Annotated in this window: 24 protein-coding genes, 1 pseudogene and 1 CRISPR repeat array; of the genes and pseudogenes, 23 read left to right on the plus strand and 2 right to left on the minus strand. The window is 30.2% G+C overall.

Going from position 1 to position 25,207, the window contains the following annotated elements:
* Positions 1 to 13 precede the first annotated feature (13 nt).
* The 15 genes from AB4Y15_RS09185 to AB4Y15_RS09255 all read left to right on the plus strand — a co-directional run bounded on the left by AB4Y15_RS09185 (position 14) and on the right by AB4Y15_RS09255 (position 15,121).
* Positions 14 to 1,732, plus strand: a complete 1,719-nt coding sequence (locus tag AB4Y15_RS09185; RefSeq protein WP_427339937.1) for a sigma-54 interaction domain-containing protein — start codon at positions 14 to 16, stop codon at positions 1,730 to 1,732.
* A gap of 226 nt (positions 1,733 to 1,958) precedes the next feature.
* The gene (gene buk, locus AB4Y15_RS09190) at positions 1,959 to 3,050 is read left to right on the plus strand and encodes a butyrate kinase (RefSeq protein ID WP_427339939.1); all 1,092 of its coding nucleotides are present in this window, start codon (positions 1,959 to 1,961) and stop codon (positions 3,048 to 3,050) included.
* Complete coding sequence (gene ptb / locus AB4Y15_RS09195; protein ID WP_427339941.1) at positions 3,043 to 3,945, plus strand: phosphate butyryltransferase; 903 nt, start codon at positions 3,043 to 3,045, stop codon at positions 3,943 to 3,945. Before buk (AB4Y15_RS09190) ends, ptb begins: the two co-directional genes overlap by 8 nt.
* A gap of 18 nt (positions 3,946 to 3,963) precedes the next feature.
* The gene (buk, locus tag AB4Y15_RS09200) at positions 3,964 to 5,040 is read left to right on the plus strand and encodes a butyrate kinase (protein WP_427339943.1); all 1,077 of its coding nucleotides are present in this window, start codon (positions 3,964 to 3,966) and stop codon (positions 5,038 to 5,040) included.
* Positions 5,041 to 5,051: 11 nt separating this feature from the next.
* Positions 5,052 to 5,726: a nucleotide-binding protein gene (locus AB4Y15_RS09205; RefSeq protein ID WP_427339945.1), complete on the plus strand. Its 675-nt coding sequence runs from the start codon at positions 5,052 to 5,054 to the stop codon at positions 5,724 to 5,726.
* Positions 5,727 to 5,864: 138 nt separating this feature from the next.
* Positions 5,865 to 6,095 (plus strand): 4Fe-4S dicluster domain-containing protein, encoded by a 231-nt coding sequence (locus AB4Y15_RS09210; RefSeq protein WP_035164795.1) that lies wholly within the window; start codon positions 5,865 to 5,867, stop codon positions 6,093 to 6,095.
* Positions 6,096 to 6,115: 20 nt separating this feature from the next.
* Positions 6,116 to 7,177 carry a 3-methyl-2-oxobutanoate dehydrogenase subunit VorB gene (locus tag AB4Y15_RS09215; RefSeq protein WP_427339947.1) on the plus strand — a complete coding sequence of 354 codons (1,062 nt, stop codon included), beginning with the start codon at positions 6,116 to 6,118 and terminating at the stop codon, positions 7,175 to 7,177.
* Positions 7,177 to 7,923 (plus strand): thiamine pyrophosphate-dependent enzyme, encoded by a 747-nt coding sequence (locus AB4Y15_RS09220; protein WP_427339949.1) that lies wholly within the window; start codon positions 7,177 to 7,179, stop codon positions 7,921 to 7,923. Before AB4Y15_RS09215 ends, AB4Y15_RS09220 begins: the two co-directional genes overlap by 1 nt.
* A gap of 1 nt (position 7,924) precedes the next feature.
* Complete coding sequence (locus tag AB4Y15_RS09225; RefSeq protein WP_427339951.1) at positions 7,925 to 8,464, plus strand: 2-oxoacid:ferredoxin oxidoreductase subunit gamma family protein; 540 nt, start codon at positions 7,925 to 7,927, stop codon at positions 8,462 to 8,464.
* Positions 8,465 to 8,615: 151 nt separating this feature from the next.
* Complete coding sequence (locus AB4Y15_RS09230; protein WP_427339953.1) at positions 8,616 to 9,497, plus strand: YitT family protein; 882 nt, start codon at positions 8,616 to 8,618, stop codon at positions 9,495 to 9,497.
* Between the two features lie 126 nt (positions 9,498 to 9,623).
* On the plus strand, positions 9,624 to 10,970 hold the full coding sequence (gene glmM / locus AB4Y15_RS09235; protein WP_427339955.1) for a phosphoglucosamine mutase: 1,347 nt from the start codon (positions 9,624 to 9,626) through the stop codon (positions 10,968 to 10,970).
* A gap of 404 nt (positions 10,971 to 11,374) precedes the next feature.
* The gene (glmS, locus tag AB4Y15_RS09240; protein WP_427339956.1) at positions 11,375 to 13,201 is read left to right on the plus strand and encodes a glutamine--fructose-6-phosphate transaminase (isomerizing); all 1,827 of its coding nucleotides are present in this window, start codon (positions 11,375 to 11,377) and stop codon (positions 13,199 to 13,201) included.
* 454 nt (positions 13,202 to 13,655) lie between these two features.
* On the plus strand, positions 13,656 to 14,441 hold the full coding sequence (locus AB4Y15_RS09245) for a PHP domain-containing protein (protein ID WP_427339958.1): 786 nt from the start codon (positions 13,656 to 13,658) through the stop codon (positions 14,439 to 14,441).
* A 40-nt stretch (positions 14,442 to 14,481) separates the two neighbouring features.
* Complete coding sequence (locus AB4Y15_RS09250) at positions 14,482 to 14,841, plus strand: inorganic diphosphatase (RefSeq protein WP_427339960.1); 360 nt, start codon at positions 14,482 to 14,484, stop codon at positions 14,839 to 14,841.
* Positions 14,816 to 15,121 carry a hypothetical protein gene (locus AB4Y15_RS09255; protein ID WP_427339962.1) on the plus strand — a complete coding sequence of 102 codons (306 nt, stop codon included), beginning with the start codon at positions 14,816 to 14,818 and terminating at the stop codon, positions 15,119 to 15,121. The genes AB4Y15_RS09250 and AB4Y15_RS09255 overlap by 26 nt, the downstream gene beginning before the upstream one ends.
* 56 nt (positions 15,122 to 15,177) lie before the next feature.
* Here AB4Y15_RS09255 and AB4Y15_RS09260 read toward each other — a convergent pair.
* Both AB4Y15_RS09260 and AB4Y15_RS09265 read right to left on the minus strand, forming a co-directional pair.
* Positions 15,178 to 15,291, minus strand: a pseudogene (locus tag AB4Y15_RS09260) (S26 family signal peptidase); the annotation flags it as partial.
* 272 nt (positions 15,292 to 15,563) lie between these two features.
* Positions 15,564 to 16,229 (minus strand): hypothetical protein, encoded by a 666-nt coding sequence (locus tag AB4Y15_RS09265; protein ID WP_427339964.1) that lies wholly within the window; start codon positions 16,227 to 16,229, stop codon positions 15,564 to 15,566.
* A gap of 302 nt (positions 16,230 to 16,531) precedes the next feature.
* Here AB4Y15_RS09265 and AB4Y15_RS09270 point away from each other — a divergent pair, with 302 nt between their 5' ends.
* The 8 genes from AB4Y15_RS09270 to AB4Y15_RS09305 all read left to right on the plus strand — a co-directional run bounded on the left by AB4Y15_RS09270 (position 16,532) and on the right by AB4Y15_RS09305 (position 25,052).
* Complete coding sequence (locus AB4Y15_RS09270; RefSeq protein ID WP_427339966.1) at positions 16,532 to 18,157, plus strand: type I restriction endonuclease subunit R; 1,626 nt, start codon at positions 16,532 to 16,534, stop codon at positions 18,155 to 18,157.
* A gap of 42 nt (positions 18,158 to 18,199) precedes the next feature.
* Positions 18,200 to 18,973, plus strand: a complete 774-nt coding sequence (locus AB4Y15_RS09275) for a type I restriction enzyme endonuclease domain-containing protein (protein WP_427339968.1) — start codon at positions 18,200 to 18,202, stop codon at positions 18,971 to 18,973.
* Between the two features lie 49 nt (positions 18,974 to 19,022).
* On the plus strand, positions 19,023 to 19,253 hold the full coding sequence (locus AB4Y15_RS09280) for a type I restriction enzyme endonuclease domain-containing protein (protein WP_427339969.1): 231 nt from the start codon (positions 19,023 to 19,025) through the stop codon (positions 19,251 to 19,253).
* A 323-nt stretch (positions 19,254 to 19,576) separates the two neighbouring features.
* A CRISPR array of direct repeats spans positions 19,577 to 19,940; the repeat unit is 31 nt; unit sequence GTTACTAGAGTACCTATAAGGAATTGAAACA.
* 664 nt (positions 19,941 to 20,604) lie between these two features.
* Positions 20,605 to 21,432 (plus strand): pyridoxamine 5'-phosphate oxidase family protein, encoded by an 828-nt coding sequence (locus AB4Y15_RS09285; protein WP_427339971.1) that lies wholly within the window; start codon positions 20,605 to 20,607, stop codon positions 21,430 to 21,432.
* A gap of 105 nt (positions 21,433 to 21,537) precedes the next feature.
* On the plus strand, positions 21,538 to 21,747 hold the full coding sequence (locus AB4Y15_RS09290) for a hypothetical protein (protein WP_427339973.1): 210 nt from the start codon (positions 21,538 to 21,540) through the stop codon (positions 21,745 to 21,747).
* 417 nt (positions 21,748 to 22,164) lie between these two features.
* Positions 22,165 to 23,433: an MFS transporter gene (locus tag AB4Y15_RS09295; protein WP_427339975.1), complete on the plus strand. Its 1,269-nt coding sequence runs from the start codon at positions 22,165 to 22,167 to the stop codon at positions 23,431 to 23,433.
* A 105-nt stretch (positions 23,434 to 23,538) separates the two neighbouring features.
* Positions 23,539 to 24,585: a ribosome small subunit-dependent GTPase A gene (gene rsgA, locus AB4Y15_RS09300; RefSeq protein ID WP_427339977.1), complete on the plus strand. Its 1,047-nt coding sequence runs from the start codon at positions 23,539 to 23,541 to the stop codon at positions 24,583 to 24,585.
* Positions 24,586 to 24,716: 131 nt separating this feature from the next.
* Entirely contained in the window at positions 24,717 to 25,052 is a 336-nt protein-coding gene (locus AB4Y15_RS09305; RefSeq protein WP_427339978.1) for a coiled-coil domain-containing protein, read from the plus strand.
* The last annotated feature ends 155 nt before the right edge of the window (positions 25,053 to 25,207 follow it).

The raw sequence follows: 25,207 nt of genomic DNA on the forward strand, positions 1-25,207 counted from the left end.
GAGGTGGGCTAATTTGAGAAGAGAATTAGAAGTAATACTTGATTCTACCCATGATGCAATGATTGCAGTAGATAAGCAAGGAATAATAACTTTATTTAATAAAGCTGCTGAAAAACTAACAGGTATTGACAGTAAATATGCTTTGGGTAAACCCGTAAATGAAGTTATATTAAATACAAGACTTATGCATATATTAGAAACTGGAGATTATGAATTAAATAGGCAACAAGACTTAGGTAACATAAAAATAATTACTAACAGAATGCCTGTAAAGGATGAAAATGGAGAAATAATAGGTGCTGTAGCTGTTTTTAGAGATGTTACAGAAATATTAGATTTAGCTACCCAGATAACAAATTTAAAAGAAATACAGAGCATGCTTGAAGCTATTTTTAATTCTACACAAGATGCTATTTCGGTAGTAGATCAAAATGGAATAAATGTTATGGTCAATCCTGCATATACTGAGCTTACTGGCTTGAGTGAAGAAGATATATTAGGGAAACCTGCGACTATAGATTTAGTAGAAGGACAGAGTGTTCATATGAAAGTCTTAGCTACTAAAAAGCCTATAAGAAATGCTAGATTAATCGTAGGACCAAATAAAAGAGAAGTAATAGCTACAGCTGCACCAATTATAGTTGATGGAGAATTAAGAGGCAGCGTCGGAGTTTTGCATGATGTATCTGAAATTATAAAGCTAAATAAAGAGCTAAATGCAGCAAAGCAGATAATTAGAAAGCTAGAAGCTAAATATACTTTTGATGATATTGTTGGACAAAATGAATTAATACTTAAGGCGATTGAGAAAGCTAAAAAGGCAGCAAGCACTCCAGCTACAGTTATATTAAGAGGTGAAAGTGGTACAGGTAAAGAGTTATTTGCTCATGCAATCCATAATGAAAGCGATAGAAAATTTCGTCAGTTTGTTAGAGTTAATTGTGCGGCTTTAAGTGAAAATTTACTTGAAAGTGAATTGTTTGGATATGAAGAAGGAGCTTTCACAGGAGCAAAAAAAGGTGGTAAAAAGGGATTATTTGAACAGGCAAACGGCGGTACTATCTTTTTAGATGAAATTGGAGATATAAGCTTAAATACACAAGCTAAACTTTTAAGGGTTTTACAGGAAAAGGAGATTGTAAGGGTAGGAGGTACAAAACCTATACCTATAGATGTTAGAATAATTACTGCTACAAATTTGGATTTAGAAAAGGCTGTTGAGGAAGGAAGATTCAGAGAAGATTTATATTATAGGTTAAATTTTATACCGATTAACATTCCTGCATTGCGCTATAGAAAAGATGATATATATCTTTTAGTTATACATTTTATTAAAAAATTTAATCAGGAATATGGTAGAAGGATTAATGATATCACTAAAGAAGCATTGGATATTCTAAAAAAACACGATTGGCCAGGGAATGTTAGAGAGCTAGAAAATATTATTGGTAGAGCAATAATAAACATGAAACATTGTGAGAGTGTTATTGATGTTAAACACATACCATTGATAGATTCTTATGTTAAATATGATAAACAAAATCTAGTCCAAACTGAAGATATTGATGATTTAGAAGATATCACATTAGAAGAAGCTGTATCGAAATTAGAGAAAGAATTAATAATTAAAACTCTTAAGAAGTATAAAAATAATAAAACTAAAACAGCTAAAGCTTTAGGAATTTCTATTAGAAGCTTATACTATAAAATGGAAAAATACAACATAAATTAGTGTGCAAAAAAATGCAAAATAAACGGACTATGCAAAAAAATGCATGCAAAATTTTGCATAATAAATTTAGGATAGAATCATTAAAAGCTATAAAGGTTTATCCTTTACAGCTTTGTTTATGTTAAATAGATTGTTCTAGCTTTTACTTCTAAAAGATTCTTTCAACATTATAGTTGGCATATATATTGCATACAATAAACGTTAGAAAAAATATAGGGGTGAAGTTATGGAAAGGAAATATGTACTTGCTATTAATCCTGGTTCAACTTCAACGAAAGTTGCTATTTATCAGGGAAAGGAAAAGGTTATCCTAAAGAAAATTGAGCACAAGGCAAGTGATTTAGAGAAATTTGACAAAATAACAGATCAGTATGAATATAGACTTAAACTTATAATGGACTGGCTAGAAGAAGAGGGAATTGAAACTTCATCTTTGGTTGCTGTTGTAGGTAGAGGAGGACTACTGCGTCCAATGCCTGGGGGGACATACCTAGTAACAGAAAAGATGATTGATGATTTAAAAGTAGGAGTGCAAGGTGAACACGCTTCAAATTTAGGTGGAATGTTAGCAAAAGGTATAGCAGATAAAGAAGGGATTAAAGCATACATAGTAGATCCTGTTGCAGTTGATGAATTTGATGATATAGCTAGAATTTCAGGCATGCCCGAAATACCAAGAAGATCATTATTACATGCATTAAATATTAAAGCTGTATCGCATAGAGCGGCTGAAGAATTAGGTGAAGAGCTAGAAAATCTAAACTTAATAGTTGCTCATCTTGGCGGAGGTATCTCAGTAGCACCTGTTAAAAAAGGTAAAATAGTTGATGTAAACAATGCAAATGAAATGGGGCCTTTCTCACCAGAGAGAACGGGAGGACTTCCTGTAGGAGATTTGATAAAGATGTGTTATTCAGGAAAATATACTTACAAGGAAATTAAAACTAAGCTTAGAGGAAAAGGTGGCTTAGTAGGATACTTAGGAACTAATGATGCCAAAGAAGTAGTTGAAATGATTAAAAATGGAGATAAGAAGGCTAAATTAGTATTTGATGCAATGGCTTACCAAATCGGAAAAGAAATAGGTGCTATGGCAACTGTTTTAGAAGGTAAGGTTGATAGAATTATCTTGACAGGAGGATTAGCATATTCTGATTTATTAACAGATTATATTAAGAATATGGTTAGCTTTATAGCACCTGTTATTGTTTATCCGGGTGAAGATGAGATGGAAGCATTAAATGAAGGAGTTTTAAGAGTGCTTTCAGGTAAGGAGAAAGAAAAAATATATGAAAACGAGGTGAAAATAGATGATTAGAGGTTTTGAAGATGTTTTAAGGTTAGCTAAAGAAAGAGGACCTAAAACTATTTCAGTAGCAGCTGCACAAGATAAGGAAGTTCTTATCGCAGTTAAACAAGCTAAAGAAATGGGAATAGCTGATGCAATATTAGTTGGTGATAAGGAGAAAATAACTCAAATAGCTGATGAAATTGGAATGAATTTAGATGATTTTGAAGTGATAGACTTAAAAGATTTAAAAGAAGCTTCAAGAAAAGCTGTTGAGCTTGTAAGTAGTGGCAAGGCTCATATGGTAATGAAAGGATTAGTGGATACTTCAATAATACTAAAAGCTGTTTTAGATGAAGAAATAGGGCTTAGAACAGGTAAAGTATTAAGTCACGTTGCAGTATTTGATATTGAAACTTACGATAAGATTTTATTTGTAACAGATGCAGCTATGAATATAGCTCCAAATTTAGAACAGAAAAAACAAATCATCGAAAATGCAGTATTTGTAGCTCATTCACTAGATATTGAAAATCCAAAGGTAGCAGTAATTTGTGCAAAAGAAAAGGTAAATCCTAAGATGCCTGCTACTGTTGATGCGGAAAAACTAGTAGAAATGAATAAAAATGGTGAGATTACAGGATGTATTGTTGGGGGACCTTTTGCATTAGACAATGCAATATCAAAAGAAGCTGCTAAGCATAAAGGAATAGAACATCCTGTAGCTGGAGATGCTGATATATTGTTAATGCCATATATTGAAGCAGGTAATGTGCTTTATAAAGCTTTAGTATTCTTATCAAAGGCACAAAATGCAGGTGTGATTGTAGGTGCAAAAGCTCCTGTAGTTTTAACTTCAAGAGCTGATAGCGAAAGTGCTAAGTTAAATTCAATTGCTCTTGGTGTATTAATGGCTACTAAATAAATAGAAAGGAGAGTAAATATGAGCGAAGTATTCAGATTGCTTATTATAAATCCTGGTTCAACTTCTACAAAAATAGCTATATATGACAATGAAAAGCCAGTTTTAGAAGAGACTTTAAGACATTCTACTGAAGAATTAGCAAAATATGAAAAAATATATGATCAATATGAATTCAGAAAAAATATTATACTTGAAACACTAAATGAAAAAGGCATTAATTTAACTAAATTAAGCGCTGTAGTTGGTAGAGGTGGATTACTTAAGCCAATAGCCGGTGGAACTTATAAAGTAAATGAAAGAATGCTTGAAGATTTAAAAGTTGGTGTTCTTGGTGAACACGCTTCAAACTTAGGTGGTATTTTAGCACATGAAATAGCATCTCAGTTAAACATACCAGCATTTATTGTTGACCCAGTTGTTGTTGATGAAATGGAAGATGTGGCTAGAATATCAGGTATGCCTGAAATAGAAAGAAAGAGTATTTTCCATGCATTAAATCAAAAGGCTGTAGCTAGAAGAGCAGCGAAAGAATTAGGAAAGAGCTACAATGAAGTAAACTTAATAGTAGCTCATCTAGGAGGAGGAATTTCTGTAGGAGCTCATAAAAAAGGTAGAGTTGTAGATGTTAACAATGCGTTAGATGGTGAAGGACCATTTTCACCAGAAAGGACTGGAGGACTTCCAGTAGGAGATTTAGCTAAACTTTGCTTCTCAGGAAAATACACATTAGCAGAAATGAAGAAGAAAATTAAAGGTAATGGTGGATTAGTTGCATATCTTGGAACAAATGATGCTAGAGAAGTAGTTAAAATGATAAAAAATGGAGATAAAAAGGCAGAATTAGTGTATAAAGCTATGGCTTACCAAGTTGCCAAAGAAATTGGAAGTTTAGCTGCTGTATTAGAAGGAAAAGTTGATGGGATAATACTAACTGGTGGTATAGCTTACGATAAAGAATTTACAAAGTGGATTATAGATAGAGTAAGCTTTATTTCTAAGGTGTTTGTATATCCAGGGGAAGATGAAATGATAGCTCTAGCAGAAGGTGGATTAAGAGTATTAAGAGGAGAAGAGGAAGCAAAGGTATACAGTTAGAGGTGAATTTTATGCTAAATGATAAGAGAATCAGAATTATAACAGGACATTATGGAAGTGGAAAGACAGAGTTTGCAGTAAACTATGCAGTTAAATTAGCTAATTATGGTAGAAAAGTTGCATTAGCTGATTTAGATGTTGTTAATCCATATTTTAGAAGTAGAGAAAAGGAAAGTTTATTATCTGAAATGGGAATCAAAGTAATAGGAAGCTCAATTAATGCTTTAGCGGCGGATGTACCTGCTGTATCTGCTGAGATTTTTGCTCCATTACAAAATGAAAGTTATGATGTAGTACTAGATGTAGGTGGGGACCCTGTTGGAGCTAGAGCTCTTGGAAGATATCATAATTATTTCAAAGAAGGTAAATATGATATGTTCTTTGTAATAAATGCTAATAGACCTGAAACTCAGGAAGTAGAGAATACTATAAAGTACTTGAGGGAAATTGAAAGGGCTTCAAGAGCAAAAGTAACAGGGCTTATTAACAATACGCATCTACTTAAAAGTACTACTGTAGAAGATGTTCTCAAGGGGCAAAAATTGGCTGAGGAAGTATCGAAAAAATTGAATATTCCAATTAAATATATAGTTGCTTTAGAACATGTTGCTAAAGAACTTCCGTCAAACCTTAAAGGTGAAATCTTTCCAATAACGCTTTATATGAGGGAAGAATGGATGCTTTGATTGCACTACATGCAATCGAATTAAAAATGTAAAATTGAAAATGTAAAATTAATATTTAATATATCTAAAAATTTTATGAATTCAATAATTTTACATTTTAAATTTTCAATTTTAAATTTAAAAATGGGAGGGTTGTAAATGGCTAAAGCTAGAGGAAAGGTAACATTCAAAGAAGATTTATGTAAGGGTTGTGAATTATGTACAACTGCATGTCCAGTTAACATTGTTGTAATGAACAAAGAAAAGATTAATATTAAAGGTTACCATCCAGCTACAGTTATCGAAATGGATAAGTGTATAGGCTGTGGAAACTGTGCAACAATTTGTCCTGATGTTGTTATAGAAGTTGAGAGAATAATAGAAGAATAATTATTAAGGAGGGGAAATAAATGGCTAAGATTTTAATGAAAGGTAACGAAGCCATAGGTGCAGCAGCTATTAAAGCTGGTTGTAAATATTTCTTCGGTTACCCAATTACACCACAAAATGAGCTTCCTGAATATATGGCTAGAGAGCTACCAAAAGTTGGTGGGGTATTTTTACAAGCTGAGAGTGAGGTAGCTGCAATAAACATGGTATATGGTGCAGCAGGAGCTGGTGCAAGAGTAATGACTTCTTCATCAAGCCCTGGTATAGCATTAAAACAAGAAGGTATTTCATATATAGCTGGTGCAGAATTACCTTGTGTAATTGTTAATATAGTTAGAGGAGGCCCTGGCCTAGGAGGTATTCAACCTGCTCAATCTGACTATTATCAATCCACTAGAGGTGGTGGAAACGGAGACTATAGAACAGTTGTATATGCACCTGCTACATTACAAGAAACTGTTGATCTAGTTATGGAAGCATTTGATGTAGCTGACCAATACAGAATTCCTGTAATGGTTGTAGGAGACGGTATGATCGGTCAGATGATGGAACCAGTTGAATTTAAAGAGCCTAAGAAAAGAAATCTACCACCTAAGGATTGGGCAACTACTGGGACAAAAGGACAAAGAAAACCAAATATTATAAATTCATTATTTATAGATCCAAAAGAATTAGAAGATCATGTTTGGAGATTAGAAGAAAAATATAAAGTTATAAAAGAAAATGAAGTAAGATATGAAACTTATAACCTTGAAGATGCAGATGTAGTTGTAGTAGCTTATGGTACTACTTCAAGGGTTGTTAAAAATGCTATAGCTAAGTGTGAAGCTGAAGGATTAAAAGTTGGTTTAATCAGACCAATAACATTATGGCCATTCCCAGATGAAGCTTTCGAAAAGATAAGTGATAAAACTAAAGGAATATTAACAGTAGAAATGAGTACTGGTCAAATGATTGATGATGTTAAGATAGCTATAAACGGTAGAAAACCAGTTTATTTCTATGGTAGAACAGGTGGTATGGTACCAGAGCCAGACGCTATAGTAGCTGAGATTAAGAAGATAGCAGGGGGTGAAAGGTAATGGTTAAGGTTTTCGAAAGGACTAAGGGTTTAACAGATAAGCCATTCCATTATTGTCCTGGTTGTACGCATGGTATTATTCATAGATTAGTAGCTGAAGTTTTAGAGGAATTAGATGTATTAGGTAAAGCAATCGGTGTAGCTCCAGTTGGATGTTCAGTTTTTGCTTACGATTATTTCAACTGTGATATGCATGAAGCTGCTCACGGTAGAGCACCAGCTGTTGCTACTGGTATAAAGAGAGTTCATCCTGATAGTGTAGTATTTACTTATCAAGGAGACGGAGACTTAGCTTCAATTGGTACTGCTGAGATTATTCATGCTGCTCATCGTGGAGAAAAAATAACTACAATATTTGTTAATAATGCTATTTACGGTATGACAGGTGGACAAATGGCTCCAACAACATTAGTAGGACAAAAAGCAACAACTGCTCCATATGGTAGAGATGAAAATCATGCAGGTAGACCATTAAAGGTAGCAGAAATGCTTGCTACAATTCACGGAGCTAAATTTGTTGAGAGGGTATCAGTTCATAATCCTGCTAATATTAGAAAAGCTAAGAAAGCTATAAAGAAGGCTTTTGAAGTTCAGTTAGCAGGTGAAGGATTCGGAATCGTTGAAGTTCTTTCAACTTGTCCAACTAACTGGGGATTAACTCCAACAGAAGCGTTAAAGTGGCTTGAAGAAAATATGATACCTTATTATCCATTAGGAAACTTCAGAACACCTGAGGAGGTGAAATAAGATGGAAGAAAGAGTAATAATGGCAGGATTCGGTGGCCAAGGTGTTATGTCAATGGGTCAGCTATTGACTTATGCAGGTATGATAGAAGGTAAAAATGTATCATGGCTTCCATCTTACGGACCAGAAATGCGTGGAGGTACTGCAAACTGTAACGTTATAGTTTCAGATGAACCAGTAGGTTCACCTATAGTAACAGAAGCTACTGCTGCTATAGTTATGAACAGACCGTCATTAGACAAGTTTGAAAGTTTTGTTGTTAAGGGTGGCAACTTATTAATAAATAGTTCATTAATAGATAGGAAAGCTGAAAGAGATGATATAAACGCTTACTATATTCCAGCGAATGAAATTGCAGTAGAATTAGGAAATGGTAAGGTTGCTAACATGGTTATGCTAGGTGCTTATTTAGAGTTAACTAAAGCTGTTAAGGTTGAATCAGTTTTAGAAGCTTTAAAGAAAGTGTTTGGAAAAACTAAAGCTCATTTAATTCCATTAAACGAAAAAGCTCTCGAAAAAGGAGCAGAATTAGTAAGAAAATAGTACAAACCGACCAAATTTGGTCGGTTCTTTTTGTTTCATTTTTTTCACAAATAAAATTTCATAAATATATTGCAATACGACATAAGAGGGAGTATAATGATGTTGAAAAAAAATAGGGGTCTTCCCCTAGAATGAAAAGAGGTTATGTGAGTTGCAAATTGCTAAAAGAATGTCTTTTACTTCTACAAATTTAGTGGATTACTCAAGTAAAATTATATTCATTTTATTGGGGAACTTATTTTGCTCAATTGCTTTTAATGGTTTTTTCGTACCAAATCACTTGCTAAGTGGTGGAGTTGGCGGAATAGCTATAATGATTCATTTTTTAACTAATTTACCAATAGGACTTATTATATTTCTTATTAACATACCAATTTTTATAATCGGTTCTAAAATTATAGACAAAAAATTTACAGCATATAGTTTTATATCAATGTTGACCCTATCATTTTTACTTGAGTTAACTAGAGGAATTGACCAATTGATAATGATGGATGATATATTACTTGCAGCTATTTTTGGTGGTATACTAAATGGATTAGGTATGGGATTGTTGTTTAGAAACAGGACATCACAGGGTGGATTAGATATAATAGCTGCAATATTTAAGAAAAAATATAACATAAATATCGGAACAGGATTAATGGGAGTTAATACAATAATTATAGCATCATCTTCAGCATTATTTGGATTAAAACCAGCAATGTACACACTTATAGCATTATATACAGCATATAAGATAGTTGATAAGGTACAGGAAGGATTAGACACTAAGAAAAATGTAATAATAATATCAGATAAATCTCAAGAGCTAGGAGAAGCGATACAGAAGAAGTTACACAGAGGAGTTACTTTCCTTAAAGGAGAAGGTGGATATACTAAGAATAATAAAAATGTAATTTATTGTATAGTAACATCAACTCAAGTTGGAAAACTAAAAGAAATAATTGAAGAAGTAGATCCTAATGCTTTTATGACAATCAACAATATACAAGAAGTAAAAGGTAGAGGGTTTAAGAGTGTTGGAATATAAGGTAAGGTTTAATCCTTACCTTTTTTTTTCTTCAGATTAAAACAATTTTGAACTAAAATGGGTAGTTGTTACAATACACACAATATGTTATCATAAAATAGTATAGTTATATAAGGAGGTTTGCTGATGGGAAGATTATTTGGAACTGATGGAGTTAGGGGTATAGCAAACAAGGAATTGACTCCTGAATTAGCATTTAAATTGGGAAGAGCTGGAGCGTATATACTAACTAAAGGGAAAAAGGATGCAAAGATAGTTGTAGGAATGGATACAAGAATATCTGGAGATATGTTAGAAGCTGCATTAATATCAGGCATTTGTTCCGTTGGTGTAGATGTTTTATCTGTAGGTATTATACCGACACCAGGGGTTGCATATTTAACAAGAGAATATAATGCTGATGCAGGAATAGTAATTTCAGCTTCACATAATCCAGTAGAATACAATGGTATTAAATTTTTCAATTCTAAAGGATATAAATTAAATGATGAAATAGAAAGAAACATAGAAAAAATAATTTTAGATAATATTGAAATACCTGCAAGTCCTACAGGAGAGAACATAGGAAGAGTTAAAAGAGTAGAAGATGGACAAAGAAAATATATAGATTTTCTAAAGAGTACTATTGATGTTGATTTAAAAGGATTAAAAGTAGCAATGGATTGTGGTAATGGTGCAGCATATAAAATAGCTCCTACTGTATTTGAAGAGTTAGGTGCAGAAGTAGTGGTAATTCATAACATGCCAAATGGTATTAATATAAATGTGAATTGTGGTTCTACTAATCCAGAGCAGGTACAAAAGTTGGTTTTAGAAACAGGTGCAGATATAGGACTTTCATTTGATGGAGATGCTGATAGATTAATAGCAGTTGATGAAAATGGTAAAATAGTAGATGGCGATCATATAATGGCTATATGTGGAATATCATTAAAAGAAAGAAATAAACTTAAAGGTAATACTGTAGTAGCGACTGTTATGAGCAATATGGGGCTTGATATCTGCTTAAAAGAAAAAGAAATAGAAATTGTTAAAACCAAAGTAGGAGATAGATACGTTCTTGAAGAAATGTTAAATAAAGGTTATTCTTTAGGTGGAGAGCAGTCAGGACATATTATATTTTTAGATTATAATACAACTGGAGATGGGATATTAACTGCTCTGCAATTAACTAGTGTTGTGAAGAATAAGGGTAAAAAACTTTCAGAACTTGCAAAAATAATGACTACATTGCCACAAGTATTAGTAAATGCCAAAGTACCTAATGATAAAAAGAAGAAATACCTTGAAGATGAAATGATTAGAAGAGAAATTGAGAAAATAGAAGAAAGTTTAAAAGATACAGGAAGAGTTTTAATAAGACCATCTGGTACAGAGCCATTAGTTAGAGTTATGATTGAAGGAAAAAATGAAGAAGAAATCAAAGAAATGGCACAAAGTTTAGCAAAACTTATAGAAGAAAGACTAAATTAAGAAATTTAAAATTGAAAATGGAAAATGTAAAATTAAAAATGTAAAAATTAGCTGATATATAATAGATAATTCAAATTCTCAATTTTAAATTTTAAATTCCTTATAGGGGGTGATGCTTGTAAGAAAAAGGCAAACAATTGAATAAAAAGCGCCAGGGCTTAAAAGTATGTATTACTTTTAAGTCGACGAGGACAGGGTTTATCGAGGTTTCGGCGGATGCCCTGCGGTGTATCCACCACCGTTAAAGATTCTACAAAACCCATAAGCGATTATGGGGACAAAAGGAATCGGGTGGATTAATAAACCCATTTCCAATGGGTTAGTTTGTTGTGCTTCTAAAAATGATAGAGATAGTAGCAAGCATCATGCATAATTCATAATAAATGACAAAAAGGGGTGTTATTATGTGTGGAATTGTTGGATATATAGGTAGCAAAAAAGCTCATGAAATACTAGTTGAAGGACTTGAAAAGCTTGAGTATAGAGGATATGATTCTGCTGGTATAGCAGTTTTTGATAAAGGACAATTAAAGGTAAGAAAATATAAAGGAAGACTTTCAGTTTTAAGAGAAAAGTTAAGTGAAGAAGAGTTTAATGCTACTGTAGGTATTGGCCATACGAGATGGGCTACACATGGAGAACCATCAGATAAGAATGCACATCCTCATACTAATGTAACAGGGGATATAGCTGTAGTTCATAATGGTATTATTGAAAACTTTATGGAGCTTAAAGAAAAACTACAGGACAAAGGATACAAATTTGTTTCAGAGACAGATACAGAAGTTATATCTCATCTAATAGATTATTACTTCGATGGTGATTTGTTAGAAGCTGTAAAAAAAGCAGTATCAAGACTTGAAGGAGCTTTTGCTTTAGGAGTAATTTGCAAAGATAATCCTGATAAATTAATTGCAGTAAGAAAAGACAGTCCATTAATAATAGGAATAGGAAAAGGAGAAAACTTTATAGCATCTGATATACCTGCAATATTAAAATACACTAGAGATGTTTATATATTAGAAGATGGAGAAATGGCTGTTGTAGAAAAAGACAATATCAAAATAATGCAGCTTAATGGAGAACCTATAGAAAAAGAAGTTTTCACAGTTAACTGGGATGTAGAAGCAGCAGAAAAAGGTGGATATGACCACTTTATGATAAAAGAAATTTATGAACAGCCTAAAGCAATAAAAGATACTCTTTCACCAAGAATAAATAAAGATAATGTAATAAAACTTGATGATATAAACATTACAAAGGAAGAATTAGATAAAATAAATAGAATTTATATTATAGCTTGTGGTACAGCATATCATGCAGGTTTACTTGGTAAAGTTCTAATTGAAAAATATGTAAAGATACCTGTAATTGCAGACGTGGCGTCAGAATTTAGATATAGTAATCCATTTATCGATGAAAATACTCTAATGATAGTAGTAAGTCAATCTGGAGAAACAGCTGATACATTAGCAGCTTTAAGACTTGCTAAGAAAAATAATGCAAAAGTATATGCTGTAACAAATGTAGTAGGAAGTACAATATCAAGAGAAGCTGACGAAGTATTTTACACTTGGGCTGGTCCAGAAATTGCCGTTGCTTCAACTAAAGCTTATACAACACAATTAGTTTCAATGGCTTTAATAGCTCTTGATATGGCAGTTAAGAAGGGAACTATTGATAAAGAAGAGTATGACAAAGTATTAAATGAATTAAGAAGTCTTTCAGAAAAAGCTCAGAAAATATTAGATAATACAGAGCTAATCAAAAAAGCTAGTGAAAAAATCTATAAAGCACAAAGTGTATTTTTCATAGGTAGAGGTATAGATTATGATGTAGCAAGAGAGGGTTCATTAAAACTTAAAGAGATTTCATATATTCATTCCGAAGCAATGGCTGCTGGAGAATTAAAACATGGAACAATCGCTTTAATAGAGGAAGGAACACCAGTTATAGCTATAGCTACTCAAGAAAAACTATATGATAAGATGTTAAGCAATATAAAAGAGGTAAAAGCTAGAGGTGCATATGTAATAGCTTTAGCTAAAGAAGGAAACAAAGAAATAGAAAAAACAGCAGATACTGTAATATATATTCCAGATGTTATAGATGAATTAACTTCAGTTCTAAGCGTTATACCTCTTCAATTACTAGCTTATTATGTTGCAGTAATGAGAGGTTGTGATGTAGACAAACCAAGAAATTTAGCAAAAAGTGTAACTGTTGAATAAGAAAATATTATTTCCTGGGGAATAATGTTGTCGAATTAAAGGAGATAAAGTTTGTTTAAATCATGGATGGAGTGCAGAGTGCAAGCTGCATCTATCCATGATTTTTTTATAATCCATAGCAAATTATAATAAAATCTTATATTTTAAAAATTTAATGTCGATTTTATTGAAACTTTGTCTGGCATGTTCACATGCCAGAGTTGTTATAAACTGTGTTAGCTTGTGGATAATTTCAAATATAATTTCCGCAATGGATATAGACAAAATCCACCTTAATTTATTCAATTTAATCGAAGATTTTGTTTTATATAAAATTACTTTTAGACGAATATTAAAATAAATCATATAAAAATGAAGGAGGTTATGATATTTTATTGAATTTACTAATATGGCAAAGTGAATATGATAACATTTAGAACAGTTTTATTATGTTTTTTAAAGGAAGGGTGAGGATATGTTTAAAAAGAGTAGTGGTATGATAGATGGCCATGTACATATTGAAAAAGGAGATTATACCATAGATTGGATAAAAAAAATTGTTAGATATGCATGCGAAAGAGGAATATCAGAAATCAATATTTTGGAACATTCTTATAAGTTTAAAGAGTTTGAAAGAGTTTATGAAAAAATTGCTTCGTATAATGAATATCAAAAATCTTGGTTAAATGAAAGAATGAAATTGTCTCTAGATCAATATGAGAAATTAATTATGGAAGCAAGAAAAAATAAATTTCCAATTAAAATAAATTTTGGATTAGAAGTATGTTTTATAGAAGGAACTGAAAATATAGTTAAAGATATAATTGGAAAATTTGATTGGGATTTTATGACAGGTTCAGTACATTGGATAGATGGATGGGGGTTTGATCATAAAAAGGAATTTTGGGAAGGAAAAGGTGTAGACAAGTTATATAAAAGATATTATGAAATTATGAAAAGTCTTATAAAATCTGGGCTGTTTGATATTTTAGCACATCCTGATTCTATCAAATGTTTCGGCTATTATCCTTCTTTTGATTTAGAAGAAACTTATATAGAAATTGCAGATTTATTAAATCAATATGATATGTATGCTGAACAGAGTGGTGGATTATATTTAAATTATGGACATGAAGAACTCGGAATGAATAGTAAATTATATAATATTTTCAAAAAAAAGAATGTGAAGATAATTACCACTTCAGATGCTCATAGGCCAGAAGATACAGGGAAATATATAAAAGAATTAAGTGAACTATAAAGATTATAATTTAAAATTGAAAGAAAGAAGGGAATAAGTGATGGAAGAATATCTAGGGAAAAAAGTTATGGTAGTTATAGACAGACCATTAGGGTCTAAACACCCAGAACATGAATTTATATATCCAATAAACTATGGGTATCTTTCTAATACAGTTTCAGGAGATGGAGAAGAAATAGATGCCTATGTTTTGGGCGAGTTTAAACCACTAGAATCCTATGAAGGGTATGTTACCGCAATAATACAGCGAAAAAATGATAATGAAGATAAATTAGTAGTCTGCAAAGATTTAAATATGTATAATAGAGATCAAATCAAGGCATTAGTAGAATTCCAAGAGAGATTTTTTAAAACAGAAATTATTATGTATGACGATGAGGCTGAAAAAGATAAAAAGTAATCCTAATGTGGCTTTATGTGTTGATAATTTTCAAATTGAGGGATATGCAAAAATAAAAGGGCATCCTTTTGCAGAAGAAAATAAAAATTTTATAGAAGTATTTAGAGAAGTACATAATGGTTCTTTTAATGCATATTCTCATATGGAAAATGAAGTAGTTATAGAAGTTGAACCGAAAATTGTTACAACATGGAAGTATGAAAATGGAAAGCCTTTTAGGGAGTTTTTAGATTTTAGAAATGGAAGGGCGTATAGAAAATATTATGATAATAGTAAATAGAGATAGATGGATACAAAGAGATGGTTCTGTTGTGTTAAACCATCTCTTTGTATCTATTACTTAACTTGTCCAAACTTTTCCCCAAATGGGAAAAATCTAAAAGATGCTTTTCCTTGGATTCTTTTTATCTTAACTGGTCCAAAATTTCTACTATCATTACTATTTTGTCTGTTATCTCCTAGGTTGCAAAATTATTAAGTCCTAAATCAATTCCTATAATTCTGCCTTTATTTTTAGTTACTTTCTCCTTTCAATTTCTTTCTTATAGATAATCTCTATTACATATATTTGCCTTTTAGGTATTATTCGTACTTGTCGTAATTTACCACTAAATACTCTTTATATAATTTATTTATAGGACCTACTATTGTTGACCAACTTGTTTCGTCTTACACTATATAAGAACAATTTATATATATCAGCATTTATTTACAATCAAACTTTAAACATCTCCTAAATATTTATCTAATAAATTATTTAATTCTTTTATACTATTCAAATTCACCTTTGAATCTAAAGTTTCTATTTTAACTAACTCTTCATTAACATACCCATTACTTATACTTTTCACTAAGCCTATTCCCTTGGCATAATATTTTTTTATTTCTATATCATTTTTTCTTATAGTGACTTCCAATGTACTATAATATCCAGAGGGGGTATTTACATCTACATTAACTCCTGTAATTTCATATTCTGTATTATCTTCATTTTTCCACTTAGTGCCTACTTTTATAGGAGTTTGTAATACTATGTCATTTTCATTTAGTTCTTTGTTAAGATAATTTTTATCAAATGAATCAACTTCACTTCTATATATTAATTTAATATAATCATTAGTTTTTTTATAAATTGATACTAAACATGTGCCATAATCAATTTGATTTATTTGATACATGCTTTCATTGATTTCATTTACTATATATATTTTTCCATACCCTTCAAATCCACCATTAAATACCTTTACTAAATTATTTTTAGGTACATACTCTCTTATATTAATTGTAGTATTGTTAGTATTTATCATCTCATTCAAGCATGATGACAGTAGTATAGATAATCCTAATAATATAATATATCTTTTCTTGGTATTTACAAGTATATTCAAATTACATCCCTTCTTTAAATTAATAAGTATATATTATACATTAAATGTAATATTATAGAAACTAGAATTGTTATAATAACACTTTAAATGTATTCAAGTACTATTTATGAACAACTTTTAGAATAATATATAAATATGAAAGGCACACTTATGTGTGCCTTTAAGGCTGTAGACAAAATAGGGGAGAATCCTTTAAAATCAAATGTTTATGTTAATCTAAAAGTAGTCCACGGTATTAATTAAAAAATCCCCCACAATAAAATATACTACCCCTATACAAAAGTATAGGGAGCTAGTGGAGGATGATAAGTTTGAAACAAAAAGCAGAAATCTTACTAAAATATTTTAGAGAGGGTGAATCACAGAGAGAAATAAGTAGAACATTAGGTATTTCAAGAAAAACAGTAAGAAAATATATTAAAGAATTTGAAGAGAAGTTACAAAAATTAGGTAGTGAAAGTGATGAAAACAAGATTCTTTTACTAATTGAAGAAATGGTATCAAAGCCTAAATATGATACATCAAAGAGAAAAAAAGTTAAGTTAACAGACGAAGTTATTGAAATAATAGATAAGTGTCTTGAGGAAAATGAAAAGAAGAAACTTTCAGGCAAATCAAAGCAAATAATGAAGAAGATAGATATTCATGAGTATATAATAGAAAAAGGCTATGATATTAGTGATGGAATCAATGCAAGAGCAGGGACATTAACTGCTAATGAAGACAGATTTATGATGTGGAGAACAATAGATGGTGAAGAAATAGCACCTTTATCTATCCCACAGTTAGAGGTACTGATAAAAGGAATGTTTGAAAAAAAGATATTTTTAGACCTTATTAAGCATTTTATAGTATTTCAATCTGATGGTAAAGAAACTATTAAGATATTAGCGGGTTATCATCAATATCATGCTGTAAACAAAGCTATTAAAAGTACAGAAAGAGCCATAAAAGAAAATGGAGATAGAAAAATAGGTGTTATATGGCATACACAAGGTTCGGGTAAGAGTTTATCTATGGTGTTTTATACTGGGAAATTAGTTCTTAACATGGATAATCCAACCATTGTAGTAATAACTGATAGAAATGACTTAGATAATCAGTTATTTGCTACATTTAGTAAATCTAAAGATCTATTAAGACAAACTCCAAAGCAAGCAGAAAGTAGGAGTCATCTTAGAGAGCTTTTGAAAGTTGAATCAGGAGGAATAATATTTACTACTATACAAAAATTTGTTCCTGAAGAAAAAGGAGACAATGTTCCTGTTTTAACTGACAGAAAGAATGTAATAGTAATTGCAGATGAGGCACATAGAAGCCAATATGGATTTGATGCAAATGTTGTTGAAAATAATAAAAAGGAAGAAGCGAGTATAAAATATGGTTATGCCAAATATATGAGAGATGCACTTCCAAACGCTTCATTTATAGGTTTTACAGGAACTCCTATAGAATTGGCAGATAAAAATACACCTGCTGTATTTGGTGATTATATAGATATTTATGATATGATTAGGGCTGTTGAAGATGGGACAACAGTTAAGATATATTATGAAAGTAGAATTGCAAAACTTGATTTACCTGAAGAAATGAAACCAGTTATTGATGAGGAATACGAAGAAATTACTGAATATCAAGAATATAGTGAAAGAGAAAAATTAAAATCTAAATGGTCAAGATTAGAAGCTTTAGTAGGTGCAGAAAAGAGAATTAAACTTATTGCAAAGGATATAGTAGAGCATTTTGAAAAAAGGCAACAAGCGTTATTTGGAAAAGCAATGATTGTAGTTATGTCGAGAAGAATTGCTATAGATTTATATAAAGAAATAGCAGCCTTAAGACCAGAATGGCATAGTGACGATGACGATAAAGGAGTTATTAAAATAGTTATGACTGGTTCATCAAGTGACCCAGAAGAGTGGCAGTAATTTATAGGTAATAAGAAGAGAAGGGAGTTATTTGCTAAGAGGATGAAAGATATTAATGATCCTTTAAAAATAGTAATTGTTCAAGATATGTGGCTAACTGGGTTTGATGTACCTTGTATGCATACCATGTATATAGATAAGCCTATGAAAGGACATAATTTAATGCAGGCTATAGCAAGAGTTAATAGAGTGTTTAAAGACAAACCAGGTGGGTTAGTAGTAGATTATATTGGTATTGCAGATTCACTTAAAAATGCATTGTCCCAATATACAGAAAGCGATAGAAAAACAGCTGGTATAGATACAGATATGGCTGTGAATATAATGTTAGAAAAATATGACTTGATTAAAGAATTACTTTATGGATGGGATTATAGTAAGTTTATGACAGGAAATGCATCAGAAAGAATGCAGATGATAGTTGCAACTGTAGATTATATAATTGGATTAGGGGAAAGAGCAAAGAAAGATTTTATTAAGTATGTAACAGAACTTTCAAAAGCTTATGCTTTATGTGCTACAACTGAAGAAGCAGAAAAATTAAATTTGGAAATTGGATTTTTTAAGGCTGTAAAATCAGGTATTATTAAAATGATACCGACTAGTAATAAAAAGAAAACAAGATCACAATTAGATAAACAAATTAGTCAATTGATTTCTAAATCAATAATTTCAGAAGAGGTTGTAGATATTTTAGATGCAATTGGATTAAATAAACCTAATATTGCAATTCTATCTGATGAATTTTTAGAAGAAGTTAAAGGTTTAAAACATAAGAATTTAGCTGTAGAGTTATTGAATAGATTACTTAGATGATATATTAAAGCAAATAGCAAGGGATCTTACTCAGTCTATCAAAAAAAATATGAGTGTTGATTGGAATTTAAGAGAGAGTGTAAGAGCAAAGATGAGAGTTACTATAAAACGATTGCTAAAGAAATATGGATATCCACCAGATCAGCAGCTAAAGGCGATTAAGACTGTTATGGAACAGGCTGAACTTATGTGTTCTAACGAAGTATTGTATCATGAACAAGAAGAACATCAATATGATTATTATAAAGCAGCTGATGATAGAGAGACAAAATATCTGTAAATAGTTCTATAATTTACAAAGACAAAGTAGAATGAAAATGTTCTTTATAAGAGATTTGTGAGATGTAACTAGATATATAAATTGATATCTTGAATTTGAATGTGTAGCATGTGGAGAAAAGAAAAAAGTAGGTTTCGGATTATGTCGTCGACCTCCAGTAGTGCAAAAACCCTTGGGGATCGACGACTTTTTGTTTTTTGCAAAAAACGTGTAAAATTCAATATATAGAATGGTAAAACTCTAGTATATTAGTAGGAATTAACACAAAAAATCAGTTAATTGACTAATATGCAAAAATGTGGTATTATCAATAAGTGTAATGGGTTACTAGAGTACCTATAAGGAATTGAAACAAGTTATTAACTAGAATACGATACAAATTATTTTTAAGTTACTAGAGTACCTATAAGGAATTGAAACAGAGCTAATCAAATAACTGTTGGCGATAATGGAGAAGTTACTAGAGTACCTATAAGGAATTGAAACCAATGTTTGCGACGAATACGACGATTTAATGCTAGAGTTACTAGAGTACCTATAAGGAATTGAAACACATTTGAAACCATAGATGGCGTTTTAAATCATTCTGTTACTAGAGTACCTATAAGGAATTGAAACATATAAACAGGTTTCTTTGGTCTTCCTTGAGAATCTGTGTTACTAGAGTACCTATAAGGAATTGAAACCTTTACACCCAAATAGATACGGTATAGTATGATAAACACGGGGACGGTTTTGTTGTATCTAAAAAGTTTGATGAGATAAATAGAATAAATTTTTCAAGACGACGAGGATAAAGAAGAAAAGGATGAGCAAACAAAAGAACTGTTCCTTTGTATCTGGTACAGAATGGATTGATTTAGAAGACATAAAAAAAGAAAAATCTGAAATAACAAAGTAAATTCATAACAAAAGTCATGTAATTTTAGGCTTTAAATGTCTAAATTTGCATGGCTTTTTTTGTATAATGGGAAGGTTTGTGATATAGGGTTTAACAAAAAATATATTGATTAGAACATTTTTTTGAAAGAACAAAAAATTACAGGATTATTCTAATTATTGTAGAATAAGTAAATATATTTTTTTATGAGATTATATAGTTATTAAAAGAACAAAATCTTCGATTTAAATAAATTAAGGTAGATTTTGCATATATCCATTACGGAAATTATATTTAAAATTATCCACAAATTAATACAGTTTATAACGACTCTGGCATGTAAACATGCCAGATAAAGTTTCAATAAAATCGACATTAAATTTTTAAAATATAAGATTTTATTATAATTTCCTATGGATTATAAAAAGATGGAATATTTACATGCTATAAAAAAATGAAAGGAGATAAGTAATGAAAGAATATCTAGGGAAAAAAGTTATGGTAGTTATAGACAGACCATTAGGGTCTAAACATCCAGAACATGAATTTATATATCCAATAAATTATGGATATCTTTCTAATACAGTTTCAGGGGATGGAGAAGAAATAGATGCCTATGTTTTGGGCGAGTTTAAAGCACTAGAATCCTATGAAGGGTATGTTACCGCAATAATACAGCGAAAAAATGATAATGAAGATAAATTGGTGGTTTGCAAAGACTTAAATATGTATAATAAAGACCAAATTAGAGCATTAGTGGAGTTTCAAGAGAGATTTTTTGAAACAGAAATTATTATGTATGAGGATGAGGCTGAAAAAGATATAGATGGTGAAACAATAGAATTTGATGTTTTAAAAAGAGAATTTATAGATATAGTTAATTCAAAAAAATTTATGGTATTTGCAACAAGTAAAGATAATAGAGTTACTGCAAGAAATGTAAGTTGTGTTTTAATAGATTCAAAAATATATTTTCAAACAGATAAAACTTTCTTAAAGTATGAACAGATAAAAAGCAATCCTAATGTGGCTTTATGTATTGATAATTTTCAAATTGAGGGATATGCAAAAATAAAAGGGCATCCATTTGAAAAAGAAAATAAAAATTTTATAGAAGTATTTAGAGAAGTACATAATGGTTCTTTTAATGCATATTCTCATATGGAAAATGAAGTAGTTATAGAAGTTGAGCCAAAATTTGTTACAGTATGGAAGTATGAAAATGGAAAGCCTTTTAGGGAGTTTTTAGATTTTAGAAATGGAAGGGCATATAGAAAATATTATGATAATAGTAAATAGAGACAAGGAGAAACATGGAGACAGTTCTGTTGTATTCAAAAAATTTAATGAGATAAATATAATAATTTTTTTCAAGAAAACGAGGAAAAAAAGAGAGGGATAAGTATGTTTTTTTCTATACTTAGATATTTGCTAATAATTATATTGATACGTGTATTTGTAAATATTGGAAAAAGAAAGAAATTTGAAACTCCTGAAGAAAAAAAGAAAAGAGAAGATAGAGAGTTAAACTTATTATTATATACATACATTCTTATATTTGTAAGTTTTTGGATAGGGTTGGCTATATATATTATAAAATTATCTATACAATAAAATTATATTTTTTATCATAGGGAAACATGAGGACGGTTCTATTGTATCAAACCGTCTTTTTATATCTGACAGAAGAATTTGGTGGAACAAAGATTTGAATTGCAATCAAATAGTAAAAAATAGGACAAATTGGTATGATGTAGGGTTTAAAAAATAATTAGTAAAAAATTATACAAATAAAAATCTTTACAAATATACAATTTAAATGATAATATACTAAATATAGACAGAATACCCATGTTATTAAATCGATATCTAATTGTTAAATTAACTAAGAACAAAATCTTCGGTTTAAACAAATTAAGGAAGATTTTGTTGAAATCCATAAACGGAAATTATATTTGAATTTATCTACAATTTAAAGTGGTTTAATAATTTCCTATGGATTATAAAAAAACGTTAACAAGGGAGATTGTAATGGATCATGTGTTTATAAAAAATAAAAACTTTAGATATTTAATGTTAGGTAAATTGGTGTCTTTAATTGGTTCTAATTTACAAATTTTTGCTTTATCTTTACATGTTTTAAAAATAACAGGATCAGCAACGGAATTTTCTAAAATTTTGATTATTTCGCTAATACCAGAAATTATATTAACACCTTTTGCAGGAGTAATTGTAGATTGGTTAGACAGGAAAAAGATTATTGTTTATTCTGATTTATTAAGCGGTATTATCATAGCAGCATATGTTTTATTTTTCAATGCTGGTTTAAATAACCTTATCAGTATTTATATTTTGAGTTTTATTATATCAATTATATCAGCTTTATTTCAGCCAGCTATTTTAACAGTTATCCCCAGTATAGTAGATGATGAGGATTTAGAAGATGCTAATAGTGTTAATTCGGGAATTATGAATGTAGGAGAGTTAATTTCTCCATTCATTGCTGGGATTTTAATGTATAGATTTGGAATTAATTTTATATTATATGCTAATGCAGTTAGCTTTATTTTATCAGCATTCAGTGAAATGTTTATAGATATACCACCTCTTGAAAGAAAAGAAGAACATTTTTCATTGAATCAATATAAGGAAGATTTTAAAGAGGGTTTTAACTTTATTTATAAAACTAATGGGTTGAAAATGATTATTTTGCTTGGTATAGGGATTAATTTTATTTTATCCCCTATAACTACAATTGGAGTAACCTACATATACAAAGTAATTATTGGAGTAAATGACAAACTATATGGTTTTGCTGAAAGTATTGCTGCTTTTTCAATGATTATTGCTCCTATTGTATTTTCAGCTTATAAATCTAAATCCAACAATCCTTATAAGATGATTATGGGAATGATATATGCTAGTTTAACTATATTTCTGATGGGATTGGTAGTTTCTAGTGTTTTTAAAGGAATATTTACTAAAAATCAGTTGTATTACTTATTTATTGTTTTAGAATTTTTATTAATTTTCTTTATCAGCATTTCAAATATTGCTTTAGTAGTTATTTTTCAAAAAATTGTTCCTCTAGAAAAAATGGGTAGAGTCTCTGCTATATTAAATGCTTCTTGTATGATTGCAGCACCACTTGGACAGTTTTTTATAGCACTTTTATATGATTATGTATCTGCTACAATTACAACGATGTTTATGGGTGGTGTTTTTTTATTAGTTGTACTGATTAATAAAAAACGAGTAATAAAAACACTGGAAGATGATTTAGAATATTCGAAATATTGAATCAACGTTACTAGAAAATGTCATTAAAATTTATTAGAAAAAAGATCATTATATGAATTAGATTATTAAGAAGAATATAATATATGATTTTTTAAGGAGGATTTTATGGACTGGTTAAATAAATTTGGATGGTATGAGTATAGTGAGTTTCCTGCAGAAGATGTTGGAAGAATAATTACTGACTATGGCAAACGATTTAAAGTGGTGACTAAAGATGGAATTAAAACAGGAGTAATAGCTGGTAATCTGCTCAATAGAGCATTAGATAATTCTGATTTGCCTTGTATAGGGGACTGGGTTAAGATAAATAATGTATCTGATGATGAATGTGTTATAACTTACGTGTTAAAGAGAAAAAATAAAATTTCTCGTAAATGTCGCGGTAGAAAAGTAGAAGAGCAAATTATAGCTGCAAATATTGATTATGCTTTTATTATTATTCCTATGGATAATATAACATCAAAAATCAATGTTGATAAATTCTTATTAATATGTAGAAATGAAAATATTAAACCTATATTGCTTTTAAGTAAAATTGATGTTTTAGAAGATTTGCGAGTAATTGAAGATTTCAAAGCATATTACAAGGATATTGAGATATTTCCTATTAGTACTACTGAGCTTATTGGTGTAGAGGAATTGAAAGTATATTTTAATCATAACAAAACTTCAGTTTTTATTGGACCGTCTGGAGCAGGTAAATCTACACTAATCAATTATTTAGCAGGAAAAAATATAATGAAAACCAATTCGGTTTCAGAGAAAGATTTAAGAGGTAGACACACTACTACTTTTAAAAATTTAATCCTTTTAGATTCTGGTGGGTTAATCATTGATACACCAGGATTGATTAATGTGATTCCGTGGTGTGAAGATAATGTATTAGAAGATGTTTATGATGATATTGAAGATTTAGTGAAGATGTGTAAATTTAGAAACTGTACTCATACCAATGAACCTGAATGTATGGTTAGAGAAGCTATTAAATCTGGAGTTATTTCTCAAGATAGGTTTAATAATTATATTAAAATCAAAAAAGAAGTTGAGTATATTAACTCTGTCCATAGATTTAAAGGGAATTCTTCTACTTGGGAGGATATTGAGAATATAAGAAAAGTCCAAAAGAAAAAAGTCTATCGTAAACGTAGATAAGAAATATGAGGAAACAAGGGGACGGTTCTTTTGCATCCTAAAAATGAATGAGGAAACAGAAAAACCGTCCCTCTGTATTATTGATATAGACTATTCAGTATAGTATAATGATAAAAAGAGGTGAATTAATTATGGATAAGGAAATTTTAGATTTTCTCAAAGAGTTTAAAAATGAATTAAATAATAAGTTTGATGAATTAAATGGTAATTTTAATGAATTGAATAGTAAGTTTGATGAATTGAATAGTAGATTTGATAGTCTAGAATTACAAGTAAAAGAAAATACTCAAATTTTAAAGGCTTTAGAACATTCTACTCAAATCAATAGAGCAGAACATGATAGAATAATAAATGATATAGCACATATTAAAGGAGATATAGAAGCAATTAAAGAAGACTTAAGTATAGTAGAAGAAGTAACAGCAAATAATTGGGCTAATATTGCAAAATTAAAAAGAGCAAGATAAAAAATGTAATGATATAGAAATCATTATATAGGGAAGAATCCCTTATAGCTTTTTAATATGTTAAAACTAATATTGTCTAAAACCGATAACTGATATAATTAAAACCATGAAGGTTTTCATGATTATAGAAAATCATTCATGGTTATTTTTATTAT

This window comes from Caloranaerobacter longqiensis (genome assembly GCF_050286925.1).
Taxonomy (GTDB): domain Bacteria; phylum Bacillota; class Clostridia; order Tissierellales; family Thermohalobacteraceae; genus Caloranaerobacter.